Origin of the sequence: Demequina sp. NBRC 110054 (assembly GCF_002090115.1) — a bacterium.
In the GTDB taxonomy this organism is placed as follows: Bacteria; Actinomycetota; Actinomycetes; order Actinomycetales; family Demequinaceae; genus Demequina.
Genome location: NZ_BBRK01000004.1, coordinates 1,260,142 through 1,282,225 on the forward strand (window position 1 = coordinate 1,260,142; position 22,084 = coordinate 1,282,225).

21 protein-coding genes and 1 tRNA gene are annotated in these 22,084 nt (G+C 71.2%); 17 read left to right on the forward strand and 5 right to left on the reverse strand.

Features of this window, described 5'->3' with window-relative positions; all coding sequences use genetic code 11:
- Positions 1 to 111: 111 nt before the first annotated feature.
- Entirely contained in the window at positions 112 to 933 is an 822-nt protein-coding gene (locus tag B7K23_RS05815; protein WP_159451327.1) for an inositol monophosphatase family protein, read from the reverse strand.
- Positions 934 to 1,149: 216 nt separating this feature from the next.
- On the opposite strand from B7K23_RS05815, the gene topA reads away from it, so the two are divergent.
- The 14 genes from topA to B7K23_RS05885 all read left to right on the forward strand — a co-directional run bounded on the left by topA (position 1,150) and on the right by B7K23_RS05885 (position 15,830).
- Positions 1,150 to 3,846, forward strand: a complete 2,697-nt coding sequence (gene topA / locus B7K23_RS05820) for a type I DNA topoisomerase (RefSeq protein ID WP_084125418.1) — start codon at positions 1,150 to 1,152, stop codon at positions 3,844 to 3,846.
- 151 nt (positions 3,847 to 3,997) lie between these two features.
- Positions 3,998 to 4,492 carry a hypothetical protein gene (locus tag B7K23_RS05825; RefSeq protein WP_143338113.1) on the forward strand — a complete coding sequence of 165 codons (495 nt, stop codon included), beginning with the start codon at positions 3,998 to 4,000 and terminating at the stop codon, positions 4,490 to 4,492.
- The gene (locus B7K23_RS05830; protein WP_084125420.1) at positions 4,489 to 5,259 is read left to right on the forward strand and encodes a hypothetical protein; all 771 of its coding nucleotides are present in this window, start codon (positions 4,489 to 4,491) and stop codon (positions 5,257 to 5,259) included. Before B7K23_RS05825 ends, B7K23_RS05830 begins: the two co-directional genes overlap by 4 nt.
- A gap of 81 nt (positions 5,260 to 5,340) precedes the next feature.
- Entirely contained in the window at positions 5,341 to 6,255 is a 915-nt protein-coding gene (locus tag B7K23_RS05835) for a sulfotransferase (RefSeq protein ID WP_084125421.1), read from the forward strand.
- Between the two features lie 165 nt (positions 6,256 to 6,420).
- Complete coding sequence (locus tag B7K23_RS05840) at positions 6,421 to 7,404, forward strand: DUF6976 family protein (RefSeq protein ID WP_084125422.1); 984 nt, start codon at positions 6,421 to 6,423, stop codon at positions 7,402 to 7,404.
- A 111-nt stretch (positions 7,405 to 7,515) separates the two neighbouring features.
- Positions 7,516 to 8,166: a hypothetical protein gene (locus B7K23_RS15690; protein WP_159451328.1), complete on the forward strand. Its 651-nt coding sequence runs from the start codon at positions 7,516 to 7,518 to the stop codon at positions 8,164 to 8,166.
- Complete coding sequence (locus B7K23_RS05850; RefSeq protein ID WP_084125423.1) at positions 8,163 to 8,912, forward strand: hypothetical protein; 750 nt, start codon at positions 8,163 to 8,165, stop codon at positions 8,910 to 8,912. Before B7K23_RS15690 ends, B7K23_RS05850 begins: the two co-directional genes overlap by 4 nt.
- Positions 8,913 to 8,984: 72 nt before the next feature.
- Entirely contained in the window at positions 8,985 to 10,007 is a 1,023-nt protein-coding gene (locus B7K23_RS05855) for a Gfo/Idh/MocA family protein (protein ID WP_084125424.1), read from the forward strand.
- Positions 10,008 to 10,099: 92 nt separating this feature from the next.
- The gene (locus B7K23_RS05860; RefSeq protein ID WP_084125425.1) at positions 10,100 to 10,621 is read left to right on the forward strand and encodes an RNA polymerase sigma factor; all 522 of its coding nucleotides are present in this window, start codon (positions 10,100 to 10,102) and stop codon (positions 10,619 to 10,621) included.
- On the forward strand, positions 10,618 to 12,093 hold the full coding sequence (locus B7K23_RS05865; protein WP_084125426.1) for a hypothetical protein: 1,476 nt from the start codon (positions 10,618 to 10,620) through the stop codon (positions 12,091 to 12,093). Before B7K23_RS05860 ends, B7K23_RS05865 begins: the two co-directional genes overlap by 4 nt.
- A 134-nt stretch (positions 12,094 to 12,227) precedes the next feature.
- Positions 12,228 to 12,890, forward strand: a complete 663-nt coding sequence (gene tmk, locus B7K23_RS05870; protein WP_084125427.1) for a dTMP kinase — start codon at positions 12,228 to 12,230, stop codon at positions 12,888 to 12,890.
- Between the two features lie 59 nt (positions 12,891 to 12,949).
- Positions 12,950 to 14,110: a DNA polymerase III subunit delta' gene (locus B7K23_RS05875; protein ID WP_084126198.1), complete on the forward strand. Its 1,161-nt coding sequence runs from the start codon at positions 12,950 to 12,952 to the stop codon at positions 14,108 to 14,110.
- Positions 14,111 to 14,158: 48 nt separating this feature from the next.
- A complete protein-coding gene (locus B7K23_RS05880; protein ID WP_084125428.1) occupies positions 14,159 to 15,721 on the forward strand; it encodes an alpha/beta hydrolase in 1,563 nt (520 codons plus the stop codon).
- Between the two features lie 36 nt (positions 15,722 to 15,757).
- Positions 15,758 to 15,830: transfer RNA gene (locus tag B7K23_RS05885), tRNA-Thr, on the forward strand.
- A 230-nt stretch (positions 15,831 to 16,060) separates the two neighbouring features.
- Here the strand turns inward: B7K23_RS05885 and B7K23_RS05890 are convergent.
- The gene (locus B7K23_RS05890; protein WP_084125429.1) at positions 16,061 to 16,288 is read right to left on the reverse strand and encodes an RNA-binding S4 domain-containing protein; all 228 of its coding nucleotides are present in this window, start codon (positions 16,286 to 16,288) and stop codon (positions 16,061 to 16,063) included.
- A gap of 196 nt (positions 16,289 to 16,484) precedes the next feature.
- Here B7K23_RS05890 and B7K23_RS05895 point away from each other — a divergent pair, with 196 nt between their 5' ends.
- Entirely contained in the window at positions 16,485 to 17,048 is a 564-nt protein-coding gene (locus B7K23_RS05895) for a hypothetical protein (RefSeq protein WP_143338114.1), read from the forward strand.
- Here B7K23_RS05895 and B7K23_RS05900 read toward each other — a convergent pair.
- Both B7K23_RS05900 and B7K23_RS05905 read right to left on the reverse strand, forming a co-directional pair.
- Positions 16,964 to 18,196, reverse strand: coding sequence for a 4-hydroxybenzoate 3-monooxygenase (locus tag B7K23_RS05900; RefSeq protein ID WP_234996431.1), 1,233 nt, complete (start codon positions 18,194 to 18,196; stop codon positions 16,964 to 16,966). The two genes, B7K23_RS05895 and B7K23_RS05900, sit on opposite strands and share 85 nt — an antisense overlap.
- A 132-nt stretch (positions 18,197 to 18,328) precedes the next feature.
- A complete protein-coding gene (locus tag B7K23_RS05905; protein ID WP_084125432.1) occupies positions 18,329 to 19,072 on the reverse strand; it encodes an IclR family transcriptional regulator in 744 nt (247 codons plus the stop codon).
- Between the two features lie 123 nt (positions 19,073 to 19,195).
- On the opposite strand from B7K23_RS05905, the gene B7K23_RS05910 reads away from it, so the two are divergent.
- Complete coding sequence (locus tag B7K23_RS05910; protein WP_084125433.1) at positions 19,196 to 19,855, forward strand: nucleotidyltransferase domain-containing protein; 660 nt, start codon at positions 19,196 to 19,198, stop codon at positions 19,853 to 19,855.
- A gap of 46 nt (positions 19,856 to 19,901) precedes the next feature.
- Here B7K23_RS05910 and B7K23_RS05915 read toward each other — a convergent pair whose 3' ends face one another.
- Positions 19,902 to 20,816, reverse strand: coding sequence for a LysR family transcriptional regulator (locus B7K23_RS05915; RefSeq protein WP_084125434.1), 915 nt, complete (start codon positions 20,814 to 20,816; stop codon positions 19,902 to 19,904).
- A 313-nt stretch (positions 20,817 to 21,129) separates the two neighbouring features.
- Between B7K23_RS05915 and B7K23_RS05925 the strand changes: the two genes are divergently transcribed.
- The gene (locus B7K23_RS05925) at positions 21,130 to 22,083 is read left to right on the forward strand and encodes an amidohydrolase family protein (protein WP_084125436.1); all 954 of its coding nucleotides are present in this window, start codon (positions 21,130 to 21,132) and stop codon (positions 22,081 to 22,083) included.
- Position 22,084: the final 1 nt, after the last annotated feature.

A 22,084-nucleotide genomic window follows, 5' to 3' on the forward strand; every position in this document is an offset into this window, starting at 1 on the left:
GTTCGCCGGAGCCCCTCCTCTTCTTTGTGTCCGCGTGCAGGGACGATGCGGTTACGGGGACGATGCGGGCGTGAGCTGCCTACAGGAGACGGGGGCGCGTGGAGCAGGCGCTCAGCCGCGCATCGCGGCGGCGACCCGGTCCCACACCGACGGGTGGGCGGTGAGGATCCCGGACTGCACATCGCCGCCGGGCAGGTACTCGTCGCCGTTGGGGCGAGCCGAGGTCAGCCCGGCCTCCTGGCAGATCAGCGCGCCGGGCGCGTGGTCCCACGGCAGCGTGCGCGTGAACTTCACGAAGTCGGTCGCCCCGGTGACGACGTCCAGGTAGTCCCATGCGGCGCACATGCGGATGGGCTGGGCGGGGCCGAGGGTCTGGGCGCGGGCGAGCAGCTCATCCGGGCCGTCCGGGTGGTACTTGCCGCTGACAGCGCCGCGCAGCTGCTCCGGATCCGCGGGGGCTGACGCGATGATCCGCGCGCCGTCGAGGAAGGCCCCGACGCCGCGGGCCGCGTGCGCCTCGCGCCCGACTGCCGGGTACGTGATCCAGGAGGCCACGGTGCGGCCATCGTCGATGAGCGCGACCATGCATCCGAACGCCTCGGTGCCCTGCACGAAGTTGCGCGTGCCGTCGACGGGGTCGACGACCCACACCGCGCCCTCGCCGTCCACGAGTTCGAGCAGCGACGCATCCTTCGCGGTCGCCTCCTCGCCCACGACGGGCACGTTCACGAGCTCCTTGAGCGCGACGGTGAGCATCCGCTCGGCTGCCTCGTCTGCGTCCGTGACCAGGTCCCACTCGGAGGACTTGGTGCGGATCTCGTGGTCCTCGAGGGAGCGCCAGCGCGGCATGACCTCGGCCTCGGTGGCGGCGTTCATCGCGGCCAGCACGGCCTCGGACAGCTGCGGGGTGATGGTGTCGGGGGGAAGGCTCACGTGTCCCATCGTGACACGAACCGCCGACACGACCCCAGGACCTCCCGACCGTTCATCGAACCGCCACCGACGCATCGTCCCCATGCGTGTCGGGGATCTCGCCCCTACGGGGCGGGCCCCTTGCCGCGTCGCGCCGCCCCACTCCGTATGTATATTGAGTGCGATCCGGCCCCTCGGCCGCACCACACTCTCCGCTCCCAAGGCAAGGCAGGTCCGATGCCCCGCAAGCTCGTCATCGTCGAGTCGCCGACCAAGTCGAAGACCATCGGCGGGTTCCTTGGCGCCGACTACGACGTGCTGTCGAGCATCGGCCACATCCGCGACCTCGCCGAGAAGTCCGACCTGCCCGAGGAGGTCAAGAAGTCGCCCGTCGGCGAGTTCTCGATCGACATCGACGGCGGCTTCGTGCCCTACTACCGCGTGGACCCGGGCAAGAAGAAGGTCGTCGCGGAGATGAAGAGGCACCTCAAGGACGCCGACGAGCTCTATCTGGCCACTGATGAGGACCGCGAGGGTGAGGCCATCGCGTGGCACCTCCTCGAGGTGCTCAAGCCGAAGATCCCCGTGAAGCGCCTCGCGTTCCACGAGATCACCCGCGAGGGGATCGAGCGCGCCCTCGAGGCGCCGCGCGAGGTCGACATGGAGCTGGTCGAGGCCCAGGAGGCCCGCCGCATCCTGGACCGCCTCTACGGCTACTCCGTCTCGCCCGTCATGTGGCGCAAGATCCAGAGCGGCACCTCGGCCGGTCGCGTGCAGTCCGTGACGCTGCGCCTCGTGGTGGACCGCGAGCGTGAGCGCATGGCGTTCAGCTCCGCCGAGTACTGGGACCTGCAGGCCACGTTCACGGCCAAGGAGGGGACCGACGCGGGTCGCTCGTTCGTCGCGAAGCTCACGTCGCTCGACGGCAAGCGCGTCGCGACCGGCAAGGACTTCGACGACCGCGGCTCGCTGTCCAACGCCAAGGCGGTGCACGTCACCGCCGCGACCGCCGGTGCGCTCGCCGCGGGCCTCGCGCACGCCGAGTTCACGGTCGCAGGTGTCGACTCGAAGCCCTACAAGCGTCGTCCCGCAGCGCCGTTCATCACGTCGACCCTGATCCAGGAGTCGAGCCGCAAGCTGCGCCTCGGTGCGCGCCAGGCGATGGGGGTGGCTCAGGCGCTGTACCAGAAGGGCTACATCACCTATATGCGCTCCGACTCGCCGGGCCTGTCCGGCGAGGCGACGCGCGCGGCCCGCTCGCAGGCGCTCGAGCTGTTCGGCTCGGACAACGTCTCCCCGACTGCCCGCGTCTACGCGTCGAAGGACTCGAACGCGCAGGAGGCACACGAGGCGATCCGCCCCGCCGGTGACCGGTTCCGCACGCCCGATTCGCTGCGAGGCGAGCTCTCGGGCGAGGAGTTCCGGATGTACGAGATGATCTGGAAGCGCACGATCGCGTCCCAGATGGCCGACGCGGTCGGCACGACCTCGACCGTGCGCCTCGCCGCGACGACCGCCGAGCACCACGCGGTCGAGTTCTCCAAGTCCGGCACGATCATCACGCAGCCCGGCTTCATGGCGGTCTACGAGGAGACTCGCGAGAAGGCCCGCTACGAGGAGGACGATGCGTCCGTCGCCTCGGGCGCGAAGGCCGACGACGACCGCCTCCCGCAGCTCGCGCAGGGCCAGGCCGTCGACGTCGCCGACCTCGAGCCGCTCACGCACTCGACCACGCCGCCGCCGCGGTACACGCAGGGCGCGATGATCAAGGAGCTCGAGGACCGCAAGCTCGGGCGCCCGTCGACGTACGCGCAGATGGTCGACGTCATCATCGACAAGGGCTACGTCAACGTCATCAAGCAGGCGCTCGTGCCGACGTGGCTCGCGTTCGCCATGATCCGCCTGCTCGAGGAGCACTTCGGCCGCCTCGTGGACTACGGCTTCACGGCCGACATGGAGGAGGGCCTCGACCAGATCGCGTCCGGCGACGTCGCTCGCGTCGACTGGCTCTCCGAGTTCTACTTCGGCTCGGGCGAGACCGGCGACCTCGGCGCCGAGGGGCTCAAGAACCTCGTCGAGAACCTCGGCGAGATCGACGCCCGCGCGAACTCGACGTTCGAGATCGGCGACGGCATCGTCCTCCGCGTCGGCCGCTACGGCCCGTACATCCAGCGGCCCAAGGCCGACGGCGAGGAGGGCGAGATGGACACCGCGTCGGTGCCCGAGGACCTCGCCCCGGACGAGCTCACTGTCGCCAAGGCGAACGAGCTGTTCGAGAACCAGGGCGGGGACGAGCGCGAGCTCGGCACGCACCCGACGCTCGGCACGCCGATCGTCGCGAAGGCCGGCCGCTTCGGCCCCTACGTGACCGAGGTGCTGCCCGAGGGCTCCAAGGCCAAGCCGAAGACCGCGTCGCTGTTCAAGACGATGGACCTCGCGACGGTCACGCTCGAGGACGCGGTGAAGCTCATGGAGCTGCCGCGCGTCGTCGGCGTGGACCCCGGCACCAACGAGGAGATCACGGCGCAGAACGGCCGCTACGGCCCGTACCTCAAGAAGGGCACCGACTCGCGCACGATCGAGTCCGAGGACCAGCTGCTGTCGATCACGCTCGAGGAGGCGCTCGCGATCTACGCGCAGCCCAAGCGAGGCCGTGGACGCACCGCGAAGCCGCCGCTCAAGGAGCTCGGCACGGACCCGGTGTCGGAGAAGCCCATCGTGATCAAGGAGGGGCGCTTCGGCGAGTACATCACCGACGGCGTCACCAACGTCACGATCCCGCGCGGCTCGACCGTGGAGGAGATGACGCACGAGCGTGCCGTCGAGCTGCTCCAGGAGAAGCGCGAGAAGGCCCCGGCCAAGAAGAAGGCGACCGCGCGCAAGCCCGCCGCGAAGAAGACCACGACGCGCAAGGCCGCCCCCAAGAAGAAGTAGGGGCCGCATCGTCCCTCGCCGATCCTTCGTGGGCCGGCCGTTGACCCGCCGTTGACCGGTGACTGCGGTGTCGTTGACCGGCGCGCTCTGTCCTGAGAGCACGGCGAGCCGGCGCACCCGCGCACGGCCGTCGGCCGATCAGGGGGTCGCGATGAATGACGTGCTCGCACAGCTGTCGAGGCGGTCGATGGTCAGGCTCGGGGCCTATGGATACGCCCTCACGGGCTCGCCGCCGGCTGCGGCCGAGCTCGTCCAGGCCGGCGTGGCACGGTGCATGGCGCGAGCGCGTCGTCCGTCCGGGACCGAGGCGGTCGAGGACGCGATCCGGCGCGAGATGCGCGCGCTGCATCTCGGCGGAGAGCGTCGGCTCGCCCGCTGGGTCGCGCGAGACCTCGCCGACGAGGCCGCACCCGGTCCGTCGCAGTCCTTCGTCCCGATGTGGGGGAGGCTCGCGCCGCGCGCGCGTGCGGTGCTCTCGCTCGGACTTCTGGACGGGCTGCCCGCCGAGCGCATCGAGCGGGAGCTGCGTGCGCCTCGCGACGCGGTCGACGCGATCCTCGGCCGGCTCCGCGACGAGCCGCGGCGAGCGCCGGGCCTCGAGAACGCGATCGCGACGCGCGCGCCGCTCAAGGTGGCGCGACGATGACCGCGCGCGAGGAGGAGCTGCGCGCCGATGCGTTCGCGCGCGGCCCCGCGGTCGCGGACCTGCTGGACCGCCCGGAGGTGTGGGTCGAGGTCGAGCGGACGGCGCGTGAGGCGCGTCGGGCCAGGACGATGCGGGGCGCCGGGATGCTCGGCGCGGTGGCCGGGGCCGCTCTGCTCGCCTTCGACGCGTGGGCCCCGGATCCGGGGTCGTATGGCTTCGTCGCGGTCGACGGCACCGGCGCCGAGGTGGCGAGGGACGAGATCGCCGTCGACCGGGTGCCCGCGATGGTCGCCGATGTCGCGCTCGCGTGCGGCGCGACGCTGCCCGAGCCCCTGCCGGACGATCGCGCGGTACGGGAGGACGTCGCGCTGCTCGAGGTGGGCGGGCAATCCGAGACCGGGCGCTTCGCGTCGGTGCGCGTCTGGAGCGCCGAGCCTCCGCCTGGCACGGAGCTGAGCGCGGTCGCGGTGCTCGCGTTCGACGACGTGATCGTGGCGGCCGTCCCGGTATCCGTGAGTGAGCGGCCCCCAGTCGCCGCCGCGGGCGGCGTGCCGGTCGGGGACGCCGATGGCTGGGTCGCTCTCGAGCCGGGCGAGTGCGTCGACGGGGAGGTCGAGCCGGCGATGCTCGAGGCCGCGCGCAACGCTGGAGCCGTGCGGCGGACGATGGAAGCGCACGTGGCGGTGGTGGCGGTCGAGGGAGACAGCGTGCTCGGCCACTGGTTCGACCCCGTAGGCACGGGCGTGTCCTTCCAGCCGCTCGCGTAGGCGCACGGGTCAACGTCGTGTGCCCCCGCTGCGACCCCGTTCGGGGTCCTCGAGCGCCTGCGCATCCATTACCGTGGGCGCATGGCTGATAGGAGATGGGTGTTCGTCGCGGGCATGCACCGCAGCGGCACCACGCTCTTGGGCGACATCCTCGGCGCTCACCCCGACGTCGCGCGGTTGGTCGGCACGGGCAGGCTCGAGGAGGAGGGCCAGCACGTGCAGCACATGCTGCCGCGCGGCCTCGACCTCGGCGGCACCACGCGGTGGGCGCTCAACAGCGACGCGCACATGACCGAGGACGACGTGGTCGACGCCGACGTCCTGCGGGAGCACCTCGAATCCTCATGGGAGCCGTACTGGAGCAAGCCCGCGGACGTGGTGGTGGAGAAGTCACCGCCGACCGTCGGGCGCATGCGGCTCATGCAGCACCTGTGGCCCGAGGCGCGCTTCATCGTGATGACGCGCCATCCGCTGGTGCAGGCCCTGTCGGTGCAGAAGTGGAACCGCACCTACCCCATCTCGCTGTCCACCCTGGGCGCGGGTTTCGCGGGGACGCTCGAGAACTGGTTCGCGGGCGCTGACATGCTCGCCGAGGATGCCCCGCACGTGCGCCACCTGCTCGTGCTGAGGTATGAGCATCTGATCGACGACCCCGCGGGCCAGCTCGCGCGCGTCGCGGACTTCGTGGGCCTCGAGGGTGGCCTCGATGCGACCATGGTGGAGCCGGCTCGCAACTCGGTGTACGAGGCCTTCGTCGAGGGTCAGCTCGCCAGGTCGATGCGCGCCTATCCCGACCTGTTCGCGCGCCGCAAGTCGGCGACCACGGGTGTCAAGGGTGCGATCCGTCGCGGCTCGTGGGCCGTCACCAGTCGCGCGTGGGCCGCCACCGGTCGCCTCCCGAGGCTGTGCCGCAGGTACGAGGAGCGTTCGCTCGAGCACGGCTACGACATCACGAGCCTGCGCACCGCGAGACCGTTCGAGGCCGCGCGGATCTGACGCGGGGAGGGGCGCCCGAGCGGAAGGCCGCGATCCCGTGATCCGAATGTGAGAAGGACCTCCCGGTCTTCCGTCACTGGCGGACAGATGTCATGATTCAGCAGTTCGCCCACGACGGTTGACCCCTGTCGTCGACGGGCGCCGCACCAGCTGAGGAGTACCCCGATGAGCCGATCCATGTGCACCGTCGACGAGGCGGCACGCAGGATCGAGTCCGGGGAGTCTCTCCTGATCGCCGGCGAGGAGGCGCTCCTCAGCCAGCTCCCCGAGGGCCGCTGGATCGGCGGCACCATCCCGTACTTCGTCACGAGCGAGGGCGGCCAGATGACCCGCGAGCTGCTGCGCGTCGAGGCGCTCCCGAGCGAGGTGACCGAGGTCTCGATCCGCTCCTACTCGGCCGACGACCTGGATCGGATCTCGCGCGACGCGTTCGTCGACGGATTCTCCGTGATCATCGTCCCCGGGGGAAGCGTGGTGCACACGTCCTTCGCGGTCGAGGCCGTGGAGCTGCGGGACCACTTCGCGAACCCGCTCGTCGGCTGGGTCGCGGGCGTGCACCTCGACGAGCTCGGCACGCGCCGCCCGCGGACGTACGCCGGCTCGGGTGAGAAGGGGAGCACGGCGGCGGCGGTCGTGATGCATGCGCGCCTCGCGCCGGGCAAGCGGGCCACGGCCGCGACGGCGACGATGTTCTCCCCGGGCGACGGCGCGACGCTCACGTTCGAGTACACAGGTTTCTACCAGGACGATGTGCTCGTCGACGGGGAGCCGCGAGGCTTCGCCGAGTACCTGGCCGAGGTGGGGCACGATGCTCGCCTGCCGCTCGTCGCGGACCTCGGCGGTGAGAACGTCAACGTGTCCATCCAGTCCGTCCCCGAGGACGGCGAGACCGTCAACCTGTACGCACCCGTGTTCAGCGGGGTCGAGTACCGGCTCGCGGCCCCGGTCGAGGACCTGGCCGCGGCCTACGACGCGCAGATCCCTGGGCTGACGGTCCCGCCCGTCTTCGCCTTCACATGCGTGCTCAATTACACCTACTCCCACCTCGAGGGTCGCAAGGCCGGAGACGTGGTCGGCCCGGCCACGTTCGGCGAGATCGCCTACCAGCTCCACAACCAGACGCTGGTGTACCTCACGATCGACGGCTGAGCCCGCCCCAACCCCTCGCGCCGCCCGGCTGTTTCAGGCTCAAGGAGCGGCGGAGGGCAACCTCTCGAGCGCGTCGTCCGTCCTCCGGTCAGCACGACGGGAGGGGAAGCCATGAAGGACGTGCGTGACGAGCTGACGAAGAGGTCCGTGCCGAGGCTGTGCGCCTACGCGTTCGCGCTCACAGGATCGCAGGCCGCGTCGGTCGAGCTGGTGCAGGCAGCGGTGACGAGGGTGATGGCGCGTGGTCGGCGTCCCTCGGGCCGCGAGGCGACCGAGGCCGCGATCTTCGCCGAGATGCGTCGCCTCCACCTAGGCGGCGAGCGGCAGCTCGCGCGCTGGGTCGGGAAGGACGTTGCCACGGGCACAGGGACGATGCGCCACGGGCCGGGCGGGGAACGGGACCCGTTCGCGCCGCCGAACGACGCGGTCGCGGGTAGCGCGGGGAGCGCGGGGAGCGCGGGGAGCGCGGGGAGCGCGGGGAGCGTGAGAAGTCCAGCGAGCCCGGTGACGAGGACGACGCGCGGCCCCGAGTGCGACACTCCCGCCGCGCGCGCATGGGCCGCGCTGCCGCCCCGGGTCCGCACCGTGCTCGCGCTCAGCCTCATCGAGGGCCTGAGCGATGAGCGGATCGCCAAGGAGCTGCACCTGCAGGTCGAGGACGTCGCGGCGGTGCTGCTGACCACGCGCGAGGACGTCGCGCACACGCTCGGCATCGACCCCGGTTCGGGTGTCGAGGTCGCGGTCAAGGTGGCCCGGCGATGAGCGCCCTCGGGGAGGCCCTGCGCGACGGCGCGGACGCGGGAGGGCGCGGGGTCGCGGAGGTGCTGTCCGAGGCGGACCCCTGGGAGGACATGCGGCTCCACGCGCTCGGGGCGCGCCGGCGGCGGACGCTGCGCAGCGTCGGCGTGCTCGGGGCGATGGGTGGCGCCGCGATGCTCGCCGCTGGCGGCTGGGGCCTCGCCGCTCCGGCCTACGAGTTCGCTGACGAGAGCCTGATGGCGGCGGGCGCGGTTGCCCCGACGCGGGTCGCGGGCGTCGACCTCAGATGCGGCGCGGAACTTGCGGGCGCGCTGCCTGCGGACCGTGCCGACTGGTCCGCGAACCCGGAGGCGTCCCTCAGCGGCACGGTGGACACGGGCCGTCAGGCGACCGTCCACGTGCAGAGCGCGGGGCTGCCCGCCGCGACGACGCTGAGCGCGACCGCGGTGCTCACCCTCGACGACCGCATCGTCGCATCCATGCCCATCGCGGAGACCGCCGACGGCGCGCGGGCTGCGCTCGCGCCAGGAGACTGCCTGGCGGGCGAGGTGAACCCGGCGCTGCTCGCGGCCGCGGAGGCCGCGGGCGACCTGGGGCGCACCTTCGAGACCCACCTGGCGGTGGTCGCGCTCGACTCCGACGGAGAGGTCGTCGGACACTGGTTCGACCCGCCGGGCACGTCGGTCGCCTTCGTCCCCGTCGATGCCGCGGCCGTCGTTGACGGCTGGTGCCCCGTGGCGCGGATCTGACCCGACGACCGGGGCGACGACCGCGCCCGGAATGCGGTGCATCGTCCGTGCCCGAGGGCTAGGGTGAATGCCATGAGTGCACCGCTGCCCATGTCCGCCCCCGCCTTCAACTGGGGCATCCTCGGCGCGGGCGGCATCGCCCACAAGCTGGCCGAGGCCGTCAACGACTACACGCAGTCCGAGGTCGTCGCCGTCGCGGCGGCCTCCGGGCTCGATCGTGCTCAGGCGTTCGCCGACGAGATGGGCGTGCCGAAGGCGTATGGCTCCTACGAGGAGCTCGTCGCCGACGACAGCATCGACATCGTCTACGTCGCCACGACGCACAACAACCACCACAACCCCGCACTGCTCGCGATCGAAGCCGGCAAGCACGTGATGGTGGAGAAGGCGTTCACGCAGAACGAGAAGCAGGCGCGGCTGGTCGTCGACGCGGCGCGGGCCAAGGGCGTGTTCGTCATGGAGGCCATGTGGGCGCGCCACCTGCCCCACATGTACGCGGTGCGCGAGCTCATCGAGCGCGGCGAGATCGGTCAGATCGTGTCGGTCCAGGCGGACCACGGGCAGCCGATCGCGCACATCGAGCGCATGCGCAACCCCGCGCTCGCGGGCGGCGCGCTGCTCGACCTGGGCGTCTACCCGATCGCCTTCGCCCACGACATGCTCGGCGTCCCGGACTCGATCACGTCGGTGGGTCGCCTCACCGACACGGGCGTCGACGGCCAGGTATCGATGGTCTTCGACTACGCGAGCCTCGGCGCGCAGGCGTCCCTCACCACGACGATGGAGGGCCGCACGCCGTGCATGGCGCTCATCGGCGGCACCGAGGGCTTCATCCAGATCGACCGCACCTTCTACAACCCCACGTCCTTCAAGGTGACCCGGTACGACGGCACCTCGTGGGAGTTCGACGGCAACGTCCCGAACGGCTTCCAGTTCGAGGCCGCCGAGGTCGCGCGCTGCGTGGACCTGGGCCTCACGGAGTCGCCGATCCACACGCTCGACGAGTCGCTCGAGATCATGCGGATCATGGACGAGGTGCGCAACCAGATCGGCCTCATCTACCCCGACGAGCACGGCGGTCCCGGCGAGCGCTAGCCGGCCGCCGCATCGTCCCTGTCACCGGCCGTCGAGGTCGCTGACAACCTTTCGCCCCGCCTGCCCGTCCTAGGTGCAGGAGGGGAGGTGCCATGGCGGACGATGACGTACTCGTCGAGATGCTCGATGTCGCGGCCGACCGGCTCGCCGCGTACGCCTACCTCCTGACCGGGTCGCAGAGCGCGGCCGAGGAGCTCGTGCAGGCGGCGGTGGTGAAGGTGTTCTCGCGCACCCGTGGGCTGGGGAGCGTGCCGCAGGCGGAGCAGTACGTCCGCCGCACCATCCGGACGATGCACGTGGACGAGATCCGTCGCGAGGTCACCTGGCGACGACTGCTGCCCGGGCAGGCGAGACTCGAGTGGGAGCCCGACGAGCAGGACGCGACCGCCGACCGCGACGCGGTGGTCAAGGCGCTCGCGCAGCTGCCCCGCCAGAAGCGCACAGCCGTGGTCATGCGGTTCTACGACGACATGTCCTACGCCGAGATCGCGAGGGCGATGCGGGTGTCGCTCGGCACGGTCAAGCGGTACCTCTCCGACGCGATCACGCTGCTCGGCGAGCAGTTCGACGTGCCGGCCGAGCGGGTCGCAGTGTCCGAGAGGAGGCGGCGATGAGCGACATCTACGAGGCCTTCGAGTCGGCGGCGCACGAGCAGGGCGCGGCGGTGGGCACTCGCCTGCGCGCGGACGAGGCGAAGGCGGCGATGGCGGGCGCTGCCCTGCGCGGGAGGCAGCGTCGGCGCCGGACCCAGTCGATCGTCGCGACGCTCGCGGTGGCCCTGGTCGGCGCAGGCCTCGCGTGGGTCCTGCCCCAGGCGCTCGACCAGCAGCCCGCAGTGATCGACGAGGACGTGCCTCGCATCGTCCCCGGGGCCTTCGAGTGCGGCGAGGTACCCCGCGATCTCCCCGAGCCCGGGATCTACACGACGACGCCGGACGAGGCGCCGGAGCTGCTGTCGTGGGCGCTCTTCTCGCGATGGGTGGATGAGGGTGGAGTGGAGCAGGTGCGGGTGCTTGACCCGGTGCCCGGCGGTGGCGAGACGGGCGAGGTTGATGCGCGCGCGGCTCTCGGTTTCGCGGTCGCGGTCGGGTGGGGAGAGGACGGCGTCGTCCCGAGCAGGTGGGGGATCACCACCGCGGCCGCCACGCTCGACTCGGCGCGGGCCGTCGTCGCGGTCCACGATGGGCTGACGGTCCGAGGGGACGTCCTCGATGTCGTCGAGCAGCGGCGTGGTGAGGAAGGGCTGCTCTCCTTCTCGGAGTGCGGGGAAGAGGCGCCTCGCGGCGACCACACGGTGGCGACCATCGTTCAGGTGTGGGCCGATGAGGAGAGCTCGATCGTCGCGACCTACGTCCTGGCGAGCACGGTGCTGTCGTTCGGCGAGGGCGACGGTGAGGTAGGGATGACCGACGAGGACGGCTCCCGGGTGGTCGCAGGCCCGGAGATGGAGGCGTTGATCGCCATTGAAGGCGAGAGGCTGGTCGACGCTGCGCTCGGGACCAGGGCTATGCCGGGCGGAATCGCGTCGCAGACCAACGGCGAGATGCTGCTCTGCGAGCGCGCCGAGGTGGCGTCGGACGGGCTCGACGCGATCGACGTGATGCCGCTGGACCCGCCCTCGCTAGACATTGCGATGGGCATGCTCGAGATGCCTGGCGGGGCCGCACCTTCAGCGCTGGGGTTTGCCTTCCCCGTCGATCGCCTCGAGGACCTGTGGATGATCTCGACGACGCCGACGTCGCTGCTGCTGTTCGACGAGGAGGGGGCGCTGGTCTCCGCGCTGGGCGGCGGTGCGCAACTCGGCAGCGACGAGGACGACGGTGGGGAGATCGCCTATCGGTTCTTCCCGGACCAGGATGGTTGCGAGGTTCCCGCGGTGATCCCCGACGCGCCTGGCCGCTACTCCGCCGTCTACGTATGGTCCGCGGTGGACGGGTTGCCGAGCTCGATTCACGGGGTGGACCGCAGCACCGGGGCCTCTCTTGACTATTGGCTCGTCCTGCCGGACGTGGTGGTGCGCACCGACGGCACCATCGAGGATCTCCCTATCCAGGCGACGGATGGTGGATGGGTGCTGGTCGGATAGCGGGTCGGGACGCCCGGATCACGGTGCCTCCTCCGTGGCCCCCGCGCTTGCGACGCGGCCACGCCGTCGACCGCTCCTCCACCGAGGGTCGGCACGCGCCCACGCCGTCAGTCCCTCCCGGTAGGTTTGTCCCCATGAGTGCGGGCCTGTTCGTGGTGTTCGAGGGTGGCGACGGCGTGGGCAAGACCACGCAGCTGACGAGGCTCGCGGAGGCCCTCGAGTCCGCGGGGCGCGAGGTCGTCGTCACGCGCGAGCCCGGCGGCACCGCGCTCGGGTCGCACCTGCGGCAGCTCATCCTTCACGGTGACCACGTCGCGCCGCGCGCCGAGGCGCTGCTCTACGCCGCCGACCGCGCGCACCACATCGAGACGCTCGTGAAGCCCGCGCTCGCGCGCGGCGCGGTCGTGCTCCAGGACCGGTTCATGGACTCGTCGATCGTGTACCAGGGCGGGGCGCGCGGGCTGGGTGACGAGGTCGAGCGGATCTCGCGGTGGGCCGCCGACGGGCTGCTGCCCGACGTGACCATCGTGCTCGACATGGATCCCGACCCCAGCCGCATGGCGCGCGACCTCGATCGCGTCGAGGACGAGACCTCTCGCTTCGCCGACGCGATCCGCCGCGGCTTCCTCATGCTCGCGCAGCGCGATCCGGCACGCTACGCGGTCGTCGACGCCGCGCGTCCCGAGACGGATGTCTTCCACGATGTGTTCGGCGCGGTGCGTGCCGCGATCCGTCGCAAGCGCGCGTCCGGAGCGGGCGGCGACCAGCCCACGCCCCCGTCGCCGGTGTCGCCGTGAGCTCCGGTGTGAGCAGCGCCGACGCCTCGGAGGACCTCGGCACCGCGGTCGCCGACCCGATGCACGCACCTCCTGTCGCGGGCGTGTGGACCGAGCTCGTGGGCCAGGAGGACGCGACCTCGCCCCTGCGCGCCGCGGCGGCCCACGCCTCGGCCATGACGCATGCGTGGCTGCTCACCGGCCCGCCGGGGTCGGGACGCTCGCAGGCCGCGCGCGCCTTCGCGGCGGCACTCCAATGCCCGAACGGCGGTTGCGGGGAGTGCCGCGAGTGCACGACCTCGCTCAGCGGCGCGCACGCCGACGTCACCGTCGTGGCGACCGAGAAGGTAACGATCGCGATCGACGAGGTCCGCGAGCTGGTCTCGCTCGCCCAGACCTCTCCCAGCCAGGGGCGGTGGCGCGTCATCATCATCGAGGACGCGGACCGGATGGTCGAGCGCACCTCCAACCTGCTGCTCAAGTCCATCGAGGAGCCGCCGCCGCGCACGGTGTGGCTGCTGTGCGCGCCCTCGGCGGACGACGTCGTGGTCACCATCCGCTCGCGCTGCCGCGTGGTCGGGCTGCGGGTGCCGGACCCGTCCGTCGTGGCCGACCTGCTGGTGCGGCGCGACGGCATCGACCCCGAGCTCGCACTCGAGTGCGCGCACGCTGCCCAGAGCCACATCGGGATCGCGCGGCGCCTGGCGCGGGACCCCAGCGCGCGGGCGCGGCGCGACCAGGTGCTCGCGCTCGCGACCGACATCCGCGGCGTCGGGGACGCCGTGCTCGCCGCCGCGGACCTCGTGAAGGTCGCGGAGGATGATGCGAAGGCCGCGACCGAGGAGCGCGACGCCGAGGAGCGCAACCAGCTGCTGCGCACCCTGGGCGCGGACGACGGGGGGCGGCTGCCTCCCGCGCTGCGCTCCCAGGTGAAGCAGCTCGAGGACGACCAGAAGCGCCGCGCCACCCGCTACAAGCGCGACGTGCTCGACCGCGCGATCGTGGACCTCATGAGCCTGTACCGCGACGTCGCCGTCGTACAGGTCGGCTCGGGCGTCCCGCTCGTCAACGCGTCGCACCGTGGACACATCGAGCAGCTCGCGGCCCGCGGCACGATGCAGGACACCGTGAGGGTGCTCGACGCGCTCGCGCTCACACGCGAGCGGCTCGCCGGCAACGTCGCGCCCCTGCTCGCGGTCGAGGCGATGCTCCTCGCGCTGCGGCCCATGCCTGTGGAGTGAGCCACTCGGTGTCAGGAACGATGCGTGCGGTCGATTAGTTTGTACGCCATGAGCTCTCGTCCCACCCGTTCCATCGCACTCGCGGCCGCCTACGTGCTCGCGCTGAGCGCCTGCACGGGCGGCTCCGCCTCCGACGATGCGAGCGGCTCCCAGGAGTCCTCCGACGCGTCGTCCTCCGGCGTTGCCACCTCGGAGGCCGTGCCCGCGGGCTTCGAGTCGTACTACGCCCAGGAGATCTCCTGGGAGAGCTGCGGCGACTTCGAGTGCGCGACCGTCGAGGTGCCTCTCGACTGGACGGACGCCTCGAGCGAGTCGATCGAGATCGCGATCAACCGGGCCGCGGCGAGCGACCAGGACGGCAAGCTCGGCTCGCTGCTGATCAACCCCGGCGGCCCCGGCGGCTCGGGCCTCGACTTCCTCGAGTACTTCGTGTCGTACTACGGCGACGCGGTCGCCGAGTCCTACGACGTGATCGGCTTCGACCCGCGCGGCGTCGGCTCCTCGACCGCGGTGAGCTGCGGCGACGGCGAGACGCTCGACGAGTTCTACATCACCGACTACCCGTTCGCGACCCAGGCCGACCTCGACGCCTCCGACGAGCGCGTCGCGGAGTTCGCGGCCGGCTGCGAGGAGCTCTCGGGTGACCTCATGGCGAACGTCGACACCGTCTCCGCGGCGCGCGACATGGACGTGATCCGCGCGGTGCTCGGCGACGACGAGCTCAACTACATCGGCTCGAGCTACGGCACCCAGCTCGGTGCGACCTACGCGCAGCTGTACCCGGACACCGTGGGTCAGATGGTGCTCGACGGAGCCGTGGACTTCCTGCTGTCGGACATCGAGCAGGGCGTGGGTCAGGCCGAGGGTTTCGAGCAGGCCCTCACGGCGTTCATCGAGTACTGCCAAGAAGACTCGACCTGTCCGCTGTCGTCGGACATCGAGACCGCGCGGGAGCAGATCGGGGACCTCGCGACGAGCGCGCTCGAGAGCCCGCTGCCGAGCGGCTACGACGACTACGACGTCAACGGCAACCTCATGGTCTACGGCATCGTCGTGACCCTGTACTCGGAGGACAGCTGGGACTACCTGATGCAGGCGATCGACGAGGTGTACACGTACGGCACCGCCTCGATCTTCTATCAGCTCGCCGGGTTCTACCTGGATCGCGACAGCACCTCGGGCGAGTGGACCTCGAACTCGACAGTCGCCTTCACCGCGATCGGCTGCACCGACGGCAACGCGGGCGAGGAATGGACCATCGACGACCAGCAGGAGCTCGCCGCCGCGATGGAGGAGGCGTCCCCGACGTTCGGCTGGTGGTTCGCCTCGGGTGCAGGCTGCTCGGCGTGGCCGTGGCCCGCGCACGAGACCATCGAGTCGCTCGACTACCCGGACGACGCGAACCCCATCCTCGTGGTCGGCACGACGGGCGACCCGGCGACGCCGTACGCGTGGGCCGAGAGCCTCACAGAGGAGCTCGGCAACGCCCAGCTGCTCACCTACGACGGCGAGGGGCACACCGCCTACGGACGCTCCAACTCGTGCATCGACGACGCCGTCGACGCCTTCCTGGTGGACGGCACGATGCCGGATTCGGGAACTGTCTGCTGACACGCTATGATGGTCAACCGCACCCCCGAGGTGTGCGCCGCCTTAGCTCAGTCGGCAGAGCGATTCACTCGTAATGAATAGGTCAAGGGTTCGATTCCCTTAGGCGGCTCCGATACGAACGGCCCGGTCTCAGATGAGACCGGGCCGTTTCGCGTTCCTGGGCTCGCGTCTGTGCCGCGTGCGGCACTCCCGGACCGTCGCCGTCGTCCTGGAATCGCATCGCGCTCGGAATCGGCCCGGATCTCGGCCATGGTGCGATTCCAGGGAGCAGGTCGAGGCGAGCCGGGCCCGACGGGACGCAGGTCGAGGCGAGCCGGGCCCGATCGGCCGGGTGCCGCCTCAGTCGCTGACGCGGGCCTTGCGTCCGCCGAACTCGACGATGTCGCCGACCTGGAGCTGGCGCCCTCGGCGCTGGTCCACCTCGCCGTTGACGAGCACGTCGCCCTCGCGGATCACTTCCTTCGCCTCGCCGCCGGAGTCCACGAGGCCAGCGAGCTGCAGGAACTGGCCGAGGCGGATGCCCTCGCCGTGGGTCGGGACGTCGTCGATCGGAGCAGATTTCGCCATAGCCGCATGCTATCCGTGCGGTTCCGTTCCCGGCGCGGCGCTTGGTGGCACTCGGGGACACGAACCTCGGCGAGTCCCATGGTCGCGCCTCGTGGAGCCGCTATTGTTTGCATCGTCTCCTGGGGGACGATGCGGGGCGCGAGGGGTGCTGTCGCGTCGAGCAGGGGCGTCCTGATACAGGCGGCAAGGGGGAATGATGGCGCTTGGGGTGTTCGTTGTCGTGGCGCTGTGCGCCGTGCTCGGCCTCGGGTTGATCGTGGTGGGTGCGCTCGTGTTCGCACTGGCGAGAGGCTCTGACCGGGCGCGCCGGACCGGCAAGGTCACGCTGATCGCCGGGAGTGCACTGACGGGCGTGCTGGTCGTGGCAGGGATCGCCCTCGCCGTGGTCGCGCTGGACCGGTCGGCCGATGAGATCTGGGTGAACGGCCCGGACGATGCGGACGAGGATTTCCGCGCGGAGCTCCACCACGAGCGGATCGCGGTCGGAGGCACGACCTACGTGTTCGGCTTCGGCGGCACCATGGACGAGCTCGCGGAGGAGCTCGAGGCGACCTATCCGCAGGGCGAGGTCGACTCGGATGGCGTGTGGCGGGCCACGGTGGACGGCGTCGACTACGTGGTCGCGCCATACGACCTCGAGGGCCAGGAGTGCTGGCTGCTGGAGTCCGAGGCCGACTACCTGGAGGACCTCACCGCGGCCGGGGACGATGCGGTCGGGGACAGGACGCTGTCGAGTCCGGTCATCGGCCAGCCCGTGTAGGCCTCGGCCAGGTAGGCGCGGCCGTGCTCCGACTCGACCACGGTGCGCAGCTCGCCGAGCTGGCGCTGGCGGTCGAAGTCCGAGGCGTCGGGCGCCTGGTGGAGCATGCTCGTCATCCACCACGAGAAGTGCTGCGCCTTCCAGATGCGCTGCCGCGCGGTGTCCGCGAAGCTGTCGATCGGCCCCTCATCGCCGCGGCCCAGCAGCGCCTCGAGGGCGCGCGCCAGGAGGATGACGTCCGCGACCGCGAGGTTCATGCCCTTGGCGCCGGTCGGCGGCACGGTGTGCGCGGCGTCGCCGACGATCGCGATCCGGCCCCGCTGGAGGTCCCTGGCCACGAAGGAGCGGAACGGCACGACGCCCTTCTGGAAGATCGGGCCCTTCTTGAGCTCGACCCCCGGCACGCGCCGGTCGAGCGTCTCCCAGATCTGGGCGTCGCTGAACGTCTCGGCGTCGAGGTACGGGTCGCACTGGAAGTACATGCGCTGCACCGTGGCGGACCTCTGGCTGATGAGCGCGAAGCCGTCGGCGGAGTTCGAGTAGATGAGCTCGTCCGCGCTCGGCGGTGCCTCGGTGAGGATGCCGAACCAGCCGAACGGGTACTCGCGGAAGTAGCCCGCGTGCGAACCCGACAGCGCGGAGCGCACCACGGAGCGCGACCCGTCGGCACCCACGACGAAGTCCGCGTCGATCTCGAGCGCGGTGCCGTCCGCGGCGGTCCCGACGATGCGCGGCCGGTCGGTGTCGACGCCTTCGACCGCGGTGGCCGTGGCCTCGAAGCGGATGTCCTGGCCCGCGGCCAGGCGCGCGGCGAGCAGGTCCTTGAGCGCCTCGTGCTGCGGGTAGAGCCATACGGCGCGGCCGACGAGGCCGGGGAAGTCGATGCGGTGGCCGACCCCGTCGACGCGCAGCTCGATCCCGTCGTGCCGCTGGCCGACGGTGTGCGCGCGGGAGCCGGGGATCGATGCGAGCAGGTCGACGGTGTCCTGCTCGAGGATGCCGGCGCGGATGGTCGACTCGATGTCCTCGCGCGAGCGGCGGTCGAGGATGACCGACTCGATGCCTGACTGGGCCAGCAGGTGGGACAGGATGAGGCCTGCGGGGCCCGCTCCGACGATGGCCACCTGGGTGCGAATGCTCGAGGTCACGGTGTCTCCTTTGACGCTGCGTCTCCATGAATGCGGAGTCCTCTTTGACATCCCGCTTCGCCATTGTGGGCAGGCTGTCCGCCCGAGTGGGGGCCAGTTCCCGATGAATGGGAACGGGATGTGTCAACAATCTCAGACGAGCGCGGCCTCGATCTCGCGCGCGGCGCGGTGCAGCTCCTCGAGCGCAAGGCCCGTCGCCGCGTCGCGCGGCAGTACGACCGAGAGTGCAGCGGTCGCGCCGCTCGCCCGGTCGCGCACCGGCACGGCGACGCCGGTCGAGACCTCGTCGATGTACCCCTTCGCGATCACGTGACCGAGCGCCCTGACCTCGGCGAGCTTGCGGCGCACCACGCCCGCGTCGGTCGGCGTCTGCGCAGTCATGGGTCGCAGCGGTCGGGCAAGCACCCGCTCCTGCACCTCGGAGTCCGCGAAGGCTAGCAGCACGAGCCCCGATGAGGTCGCGTGCAGCGGCAGCCGGCCCGCGATCCGGGTGACGTTCGCGCCGGCTTGGCTGTCGCTGAGCCGCTCGAGGAACAGCGCCTCGTCCTGCTCGAGGATCGCGAGCTGCGTGTGCTCGCGCACGCGCGCCTGGACCCTCTCCATCGCGGGCATGGCCGCCTGCCTCACCCGCAGCGCATGCGACGAGCGGGTCGCGAGCTCCCACAGCCGCAGGCCGACGCTCAGCCGACCCTCGCCGTCGCGATCGAGCAGTCCCGCGTCCACGAGGTCCCCCACGACCCGGTGCGCCGTCGAGGAGGGCAGGCCGGCGCGTCGTCCGATCTCCGCCGCGGTCTGCACCGTCCGCGTGGGAGTGAACGTCTCGAGCACCCGGACGATGCGGTCGGTCACCGAGTCGCCGGAGGGGGAGTTGGCCACAGCCGCAGGATGCCACAGGACGATGCGGGTGCCAGGGGTGGGGACGATGCGGGGGCCGGGGGCCGGGGGCCGGGGGTCGGGTGTCGCCGTCGGCGCCCGCCGGGCGCGCGGTAGCCTCGTGCCATGTCGACGACGACGCCGTCGCCCGCGCTGCCGTGGGCGCCCCTCACCGCCGAGGAGGTCGCGGATCTCCTCGGGCCCAGCGAAGTCCGCTGGTGGCTCTCGGGCGGAGCCGCGCTCGACCGCTGGCTCGGCCACCCGATCCGTGAGCGCGAGAACATCGACGTGAGCACGATCCCGAGCGACCTGGCACCGCTCGTCGCGGCGCTTCCCCCGCGGTACTCCGCGTGGGTCTCCGACGGCACGGACGGCGACGGGATGATCCCGCTCGCGGACGCCGACGAGGACGCCGACCTGCAGCCGGTCCTCATCAGGGACGATGCGGCGGACACCTGGGTGCTGCGCGTGAACGTCGAGGATGGGGCGGCCAAGGCGTGGATGTATCGCCGCGACGCGCGGCTTCAGTTGCCGTGGGAGCGCGTGGTGCTGGACGTAGGCGGGGTGCCGACCGGGGCGCCCGAGGTGCAGCTCCTGTGGAAGTGCTTCAGTCCCCGCCCCGAGGACGATGCCGATAAGGACGCCGTCATGCCGCACCTGTCCGAGGAGGCGCGTGTGTGGTGGGAGCAGCAGCTGCTGAGGATCCATCCGCACTCGTCGTGGACGATCCCGGTGCGCTCCCCGATGTTCCCGGCGCGCGCGAGCTGGAATCGCCCGCAGCGCTAGTCGCACAGTGCCGTCAGTGCGGCGTGGCCGGTGAAGCCGGGCGCGGCTAGCGCTGAGCGTCGTCCGTGAACTCGCCGCTGCTGACGGCGCGCAGCACGAGGCGTCGGAACCAGCGCTGCGCGGGGGAGAGGTTCATCTCGCGTCGCGTGTAGAGCGCGACCGGCGAGCTCGTGCCGGGCCAGGGCAGGTCCGCGGTCTCGAGCTCCGGGAACCAGCCGCAGAACACGTCGGCAACGTGGCGCGGCAGGAGCGCGACCAGGTCGGTCGAGACGAGCACTGCGGGCACGGTCGAGTACTCCTCGACCGTGAGGGCGACCTGCGGGGTCAGTCCGTGCTCGATGAGGGCCTGCTGGGGGAAGACGTGGCCGCCGCGCGCGGAGACCCGGATGAAGCGCCGGCCGTCGAACATCTCCGCGCCGGTCGGCGGCAGAGGGTGCTCGCGCGACGTCAGGGCGACGTACTCGACCCCGCGCACTGGGGTGCGCCACAGCCGCGAGACGTCGAGCAGGGACACGGTGATCGCGAGGTCGATCGTGCCGCGCACGAGCTCCTCCTCGGCGGCCTCGGCGTCGAGGCGCTTCACGACGAGCCTCGGGCTCGACCCGAGCTGGGTCAGCGCTGCCATGATCGGCGGCAGGAAGGTCTGCTCGCCGATCGAGGTGAGGCCGAGCGCGAGCTCGCCGTCGAAGTCGGCAGGGTCGAAGTCGGCGCTGTCGGACACGGTCGCATCGATCTGCGCGAGCGCCTCGTGCAGCGGTCCGAACAGCTGGGTCGCGCGCGGCGTCGGCACCATGACGTTGCCCTCGCGCCGGAACAGGTCGTCGCCGAAGCGCTTGCGCAGCCGGGCGAGCGTGTAGCTCACGGTCGGCTGCGTCACGTGGAGGCGGTCCGCGGTCGCGGTCAGGCTGCGCACCTCGTACAGCACGACGAAGGTGCGCAGCTGGTTGAGGTCGGCGAGCATCGTCCATCGACTCCATCTATTCGGCGCCCTTGCAGAATCTATTGGACCACAGTGTGCACCCGGCCTATCGTCGGAGAGGAGAACCGCTAGTGACAAGGACGCCACTCGTGATCATCGATATCCCCGGTCGTGACACGCTCGCCCCGCAAGGCCGATGCGACTCCTGCGCGCTGCACGGTGCGTGCGGCACGGAGTCAGCGGAATCCGCAGTGAGGCGGCAGGACGCGCACCCCACCGCAGGCCAGGCCACGGGCGCGCTCTCCACTCGCCGCATCGTCCCTCTGAGCCCGACGCGGCTCGCCGAGGCCTCGTGATGAGCGACACCGCGACCGCGCGCCACGGCGAGACGACCGGCGACTTCGAGAAGACGCCGGGCTGGCTCGACTGGTACGACGGCCCGACCAAGCCGACCTTCCAGCTCCCCGAGGGCGCAGTCGACGCGCACTGCCACGTCTTCGGCCCGGGTGGGCAGTTCCCGTTCGCCCCCGAGCGCAAGTACACGCCGTGCGACGCGAGCGCGGACCAGCTCTTCGCGCTGAGGGATCACCTGGGCTTCGACCGCAACGTCATCGTCCAGGCCACCTGCCACGGCGCTGACAACCGCGCGCTCGTCGACGCGCTCAATCGCAGCGAGGGACGCGCCCGCGGCGTCGCGACCGTCCGCCGCGACGTCACCGACGACCAGCTCAAGGAGCTCCACGAGGCCGGCGTCCGCGGCGTGCGCTTCAACTTCGTCAAGCGACTCGTGGACCGCGTGCCGACGGACTCGCTCGAGGAGATCGTCGCGAAGATCGCGCCGCTCGGCTGGCACGTCGTCATCTACTTCGAGGCCGAGGACCTTCCCGACCTCTACGACTTCTTCTCCTCCATCCCGACGGACGTCGTGGTCGACCACATGGGCCGCCCCGACGTTGCGAAGGATCCCGAGGGGGAGGAGTTCGGCCTCTTCCTGCGCTTCATGCGCGAGAACCCGAACGTGTGGACCAAGGTGTCGTGCCCCGAGCGGCTCAGCGTCACCGGCCCGCGCGCTCTCGACGGCGAACGGCAGGCCTACACCGACGTGGTGCCGTTCGCCCGACGCGTGGTCGAGGAGTTCCCCGACCGCGTGCTGTGGGGCACCGACTGGCCCCACCCGAACCTCAAGGACCACATGCCCGACGACGGGCTGCTGGTCGACTACCTCCCGAGAATCGCCACGACGCCCGAGCTTCAGCGCAAGCTGCTGGTGGACAACCCGGGCCGCCTCTACTGGCCGAAAGGATCATGAC

What these genes read in the sequence shown, in the direction of transcription:
- topA (WP_084125418.1), top strand. Translation starts at nt 1,150, where the DNA reads ATGCCCCGCAAGCTCGTCATCGTCGAGTCGCCGACCAAGTCGAAGACC.
- B7K23_RS05825 (WP_143338113.1), top strand. Translation starts at nt 3,998, where the DNA reads ATGAATGACGTGCTCGCACAGCTGTCGAGGCGGTCGATGGTCAGGCTC.
- B7K23_RS05830 (WP_084125420.1), top strand. Translation starts at nt 4,489, where the DNA reads ATGACCGCGCGCGAGGAGGAGCTGCGCGCCGATGCGTTCGCGCGCGGC.
- B7K23_RS05835 (WP_084125421.1), top strand. Translation starts at nt 5,341, where the DNA reads ATGGCTGATAGGAGATGGGTGTTCGTCGCGGGCATGCACCGCAGCGGC.
- B7K23_RS05840 (WP_084125422.1), top strand. Translation starts at nt 6,421, where the DNA reads ATGAGCCGATCCATGTGCACCGTCGACGAGGCGGCACGCAGGATCGAG.
- B7K23_RS15690 (WP_159451328.1), top strand. Translation starts at nt 7,516, where the DNA reads ATGAAGGACGTGCGTGACGAGCTGACGAAGAGGTCCGTGCCGAGGCTG.
- B7K23_RS05850 (WP_084125423.1), top strand. Translation starts at nt 8,163, where the DNA reads ATGAGCGCCCTCGGGGAGGCCCTGCGCGACGGCGCGGACGCGGGAGGG.
- B7K23_RS05855 (WP_084125424.1), top strand. Translation starts at nt 8,985, where the DNA reads ATGAGTGCACCGCTGCCCATGTCCGCCCCCGCCTTCAACTGGGGCATC.
- B7K23_RS05860 (WP_084125425.1), top strand. Translation starts at nt 10,100, where the DNA reads ATGGCGGACGATGACGTACTCGTCGAGATGCTCGATGTCGCGGCCGAC.
- B7K23_RS05865 (WP_084125426.1), top strand. Translation starts at nt 10,618, where the DNA reads ATGAGCGACATCTACGAGGCCTTCGAGTCGGCGGCGCACGAGCAGGGC.
- tmk (WP_084125427.1), top strand. Translation starts at nt 12,228, where the DNA reads ATGAGTGCGGGCCTGTTCGTGGTGTTCGAGGGTGGCGACGGCGTGGGC.
- B7K23_RS05875 (WP_084126198.1), top strand. Translation starts at nt 12,950, where the DNA reads ATGCACGCACCTCCTGTCGCGGGCGTGTGGACCGAGCTCGTGGGCCAG.
- B7K23_RS05880 (WP_084125428.1), top strand. Translation starts at nt 14,159, where the DNA reads ATGAGCTCTCGTCCCACCCGTTCCATCGCACTCGCGGCCGCCTACGTG.
- B7K23_RS05890 (WP_084125429.1), bottom strand. Translation starts at nt 16,288, where the DNA reads ATGGCGAAATCTGCTCCGATCGACGACGTCCCGACCCACGGCGAGGGC.
- B7K23_RS05895 (WP_143338114.1), top strand. Translation starts at nt 16,485, where the DNA reads ATGGCGCTTGGGGTGTTCGTTGTCGTGGCGCTGTGCGCCGTGCTCGGC.
- B7K23_RS05910 (WP_084125433.1), top strand. Translation starts at nt 19,196, where the DNA reads ATGTCGACGACGACGCCGTCGCCCGCGCTGCCGTGGGCGCCCCTCACC.
- B7K23_RS05915 (WP_084125434.1), bottom strand. Translation starts at nt 20,816, where the DNA reads ATGCTCGCCGACCTCAACCAGCTGCGCACCTTCGTCGTGCTGTACGAG.
- B7K23_RS05925 (WP_084125436.1), top strand. Translation starts at nt 21,130, where the DNA reads ATGAGCGACACCGCGACCGCGCGCCACGGCGAGACGACCGGCGACTTC.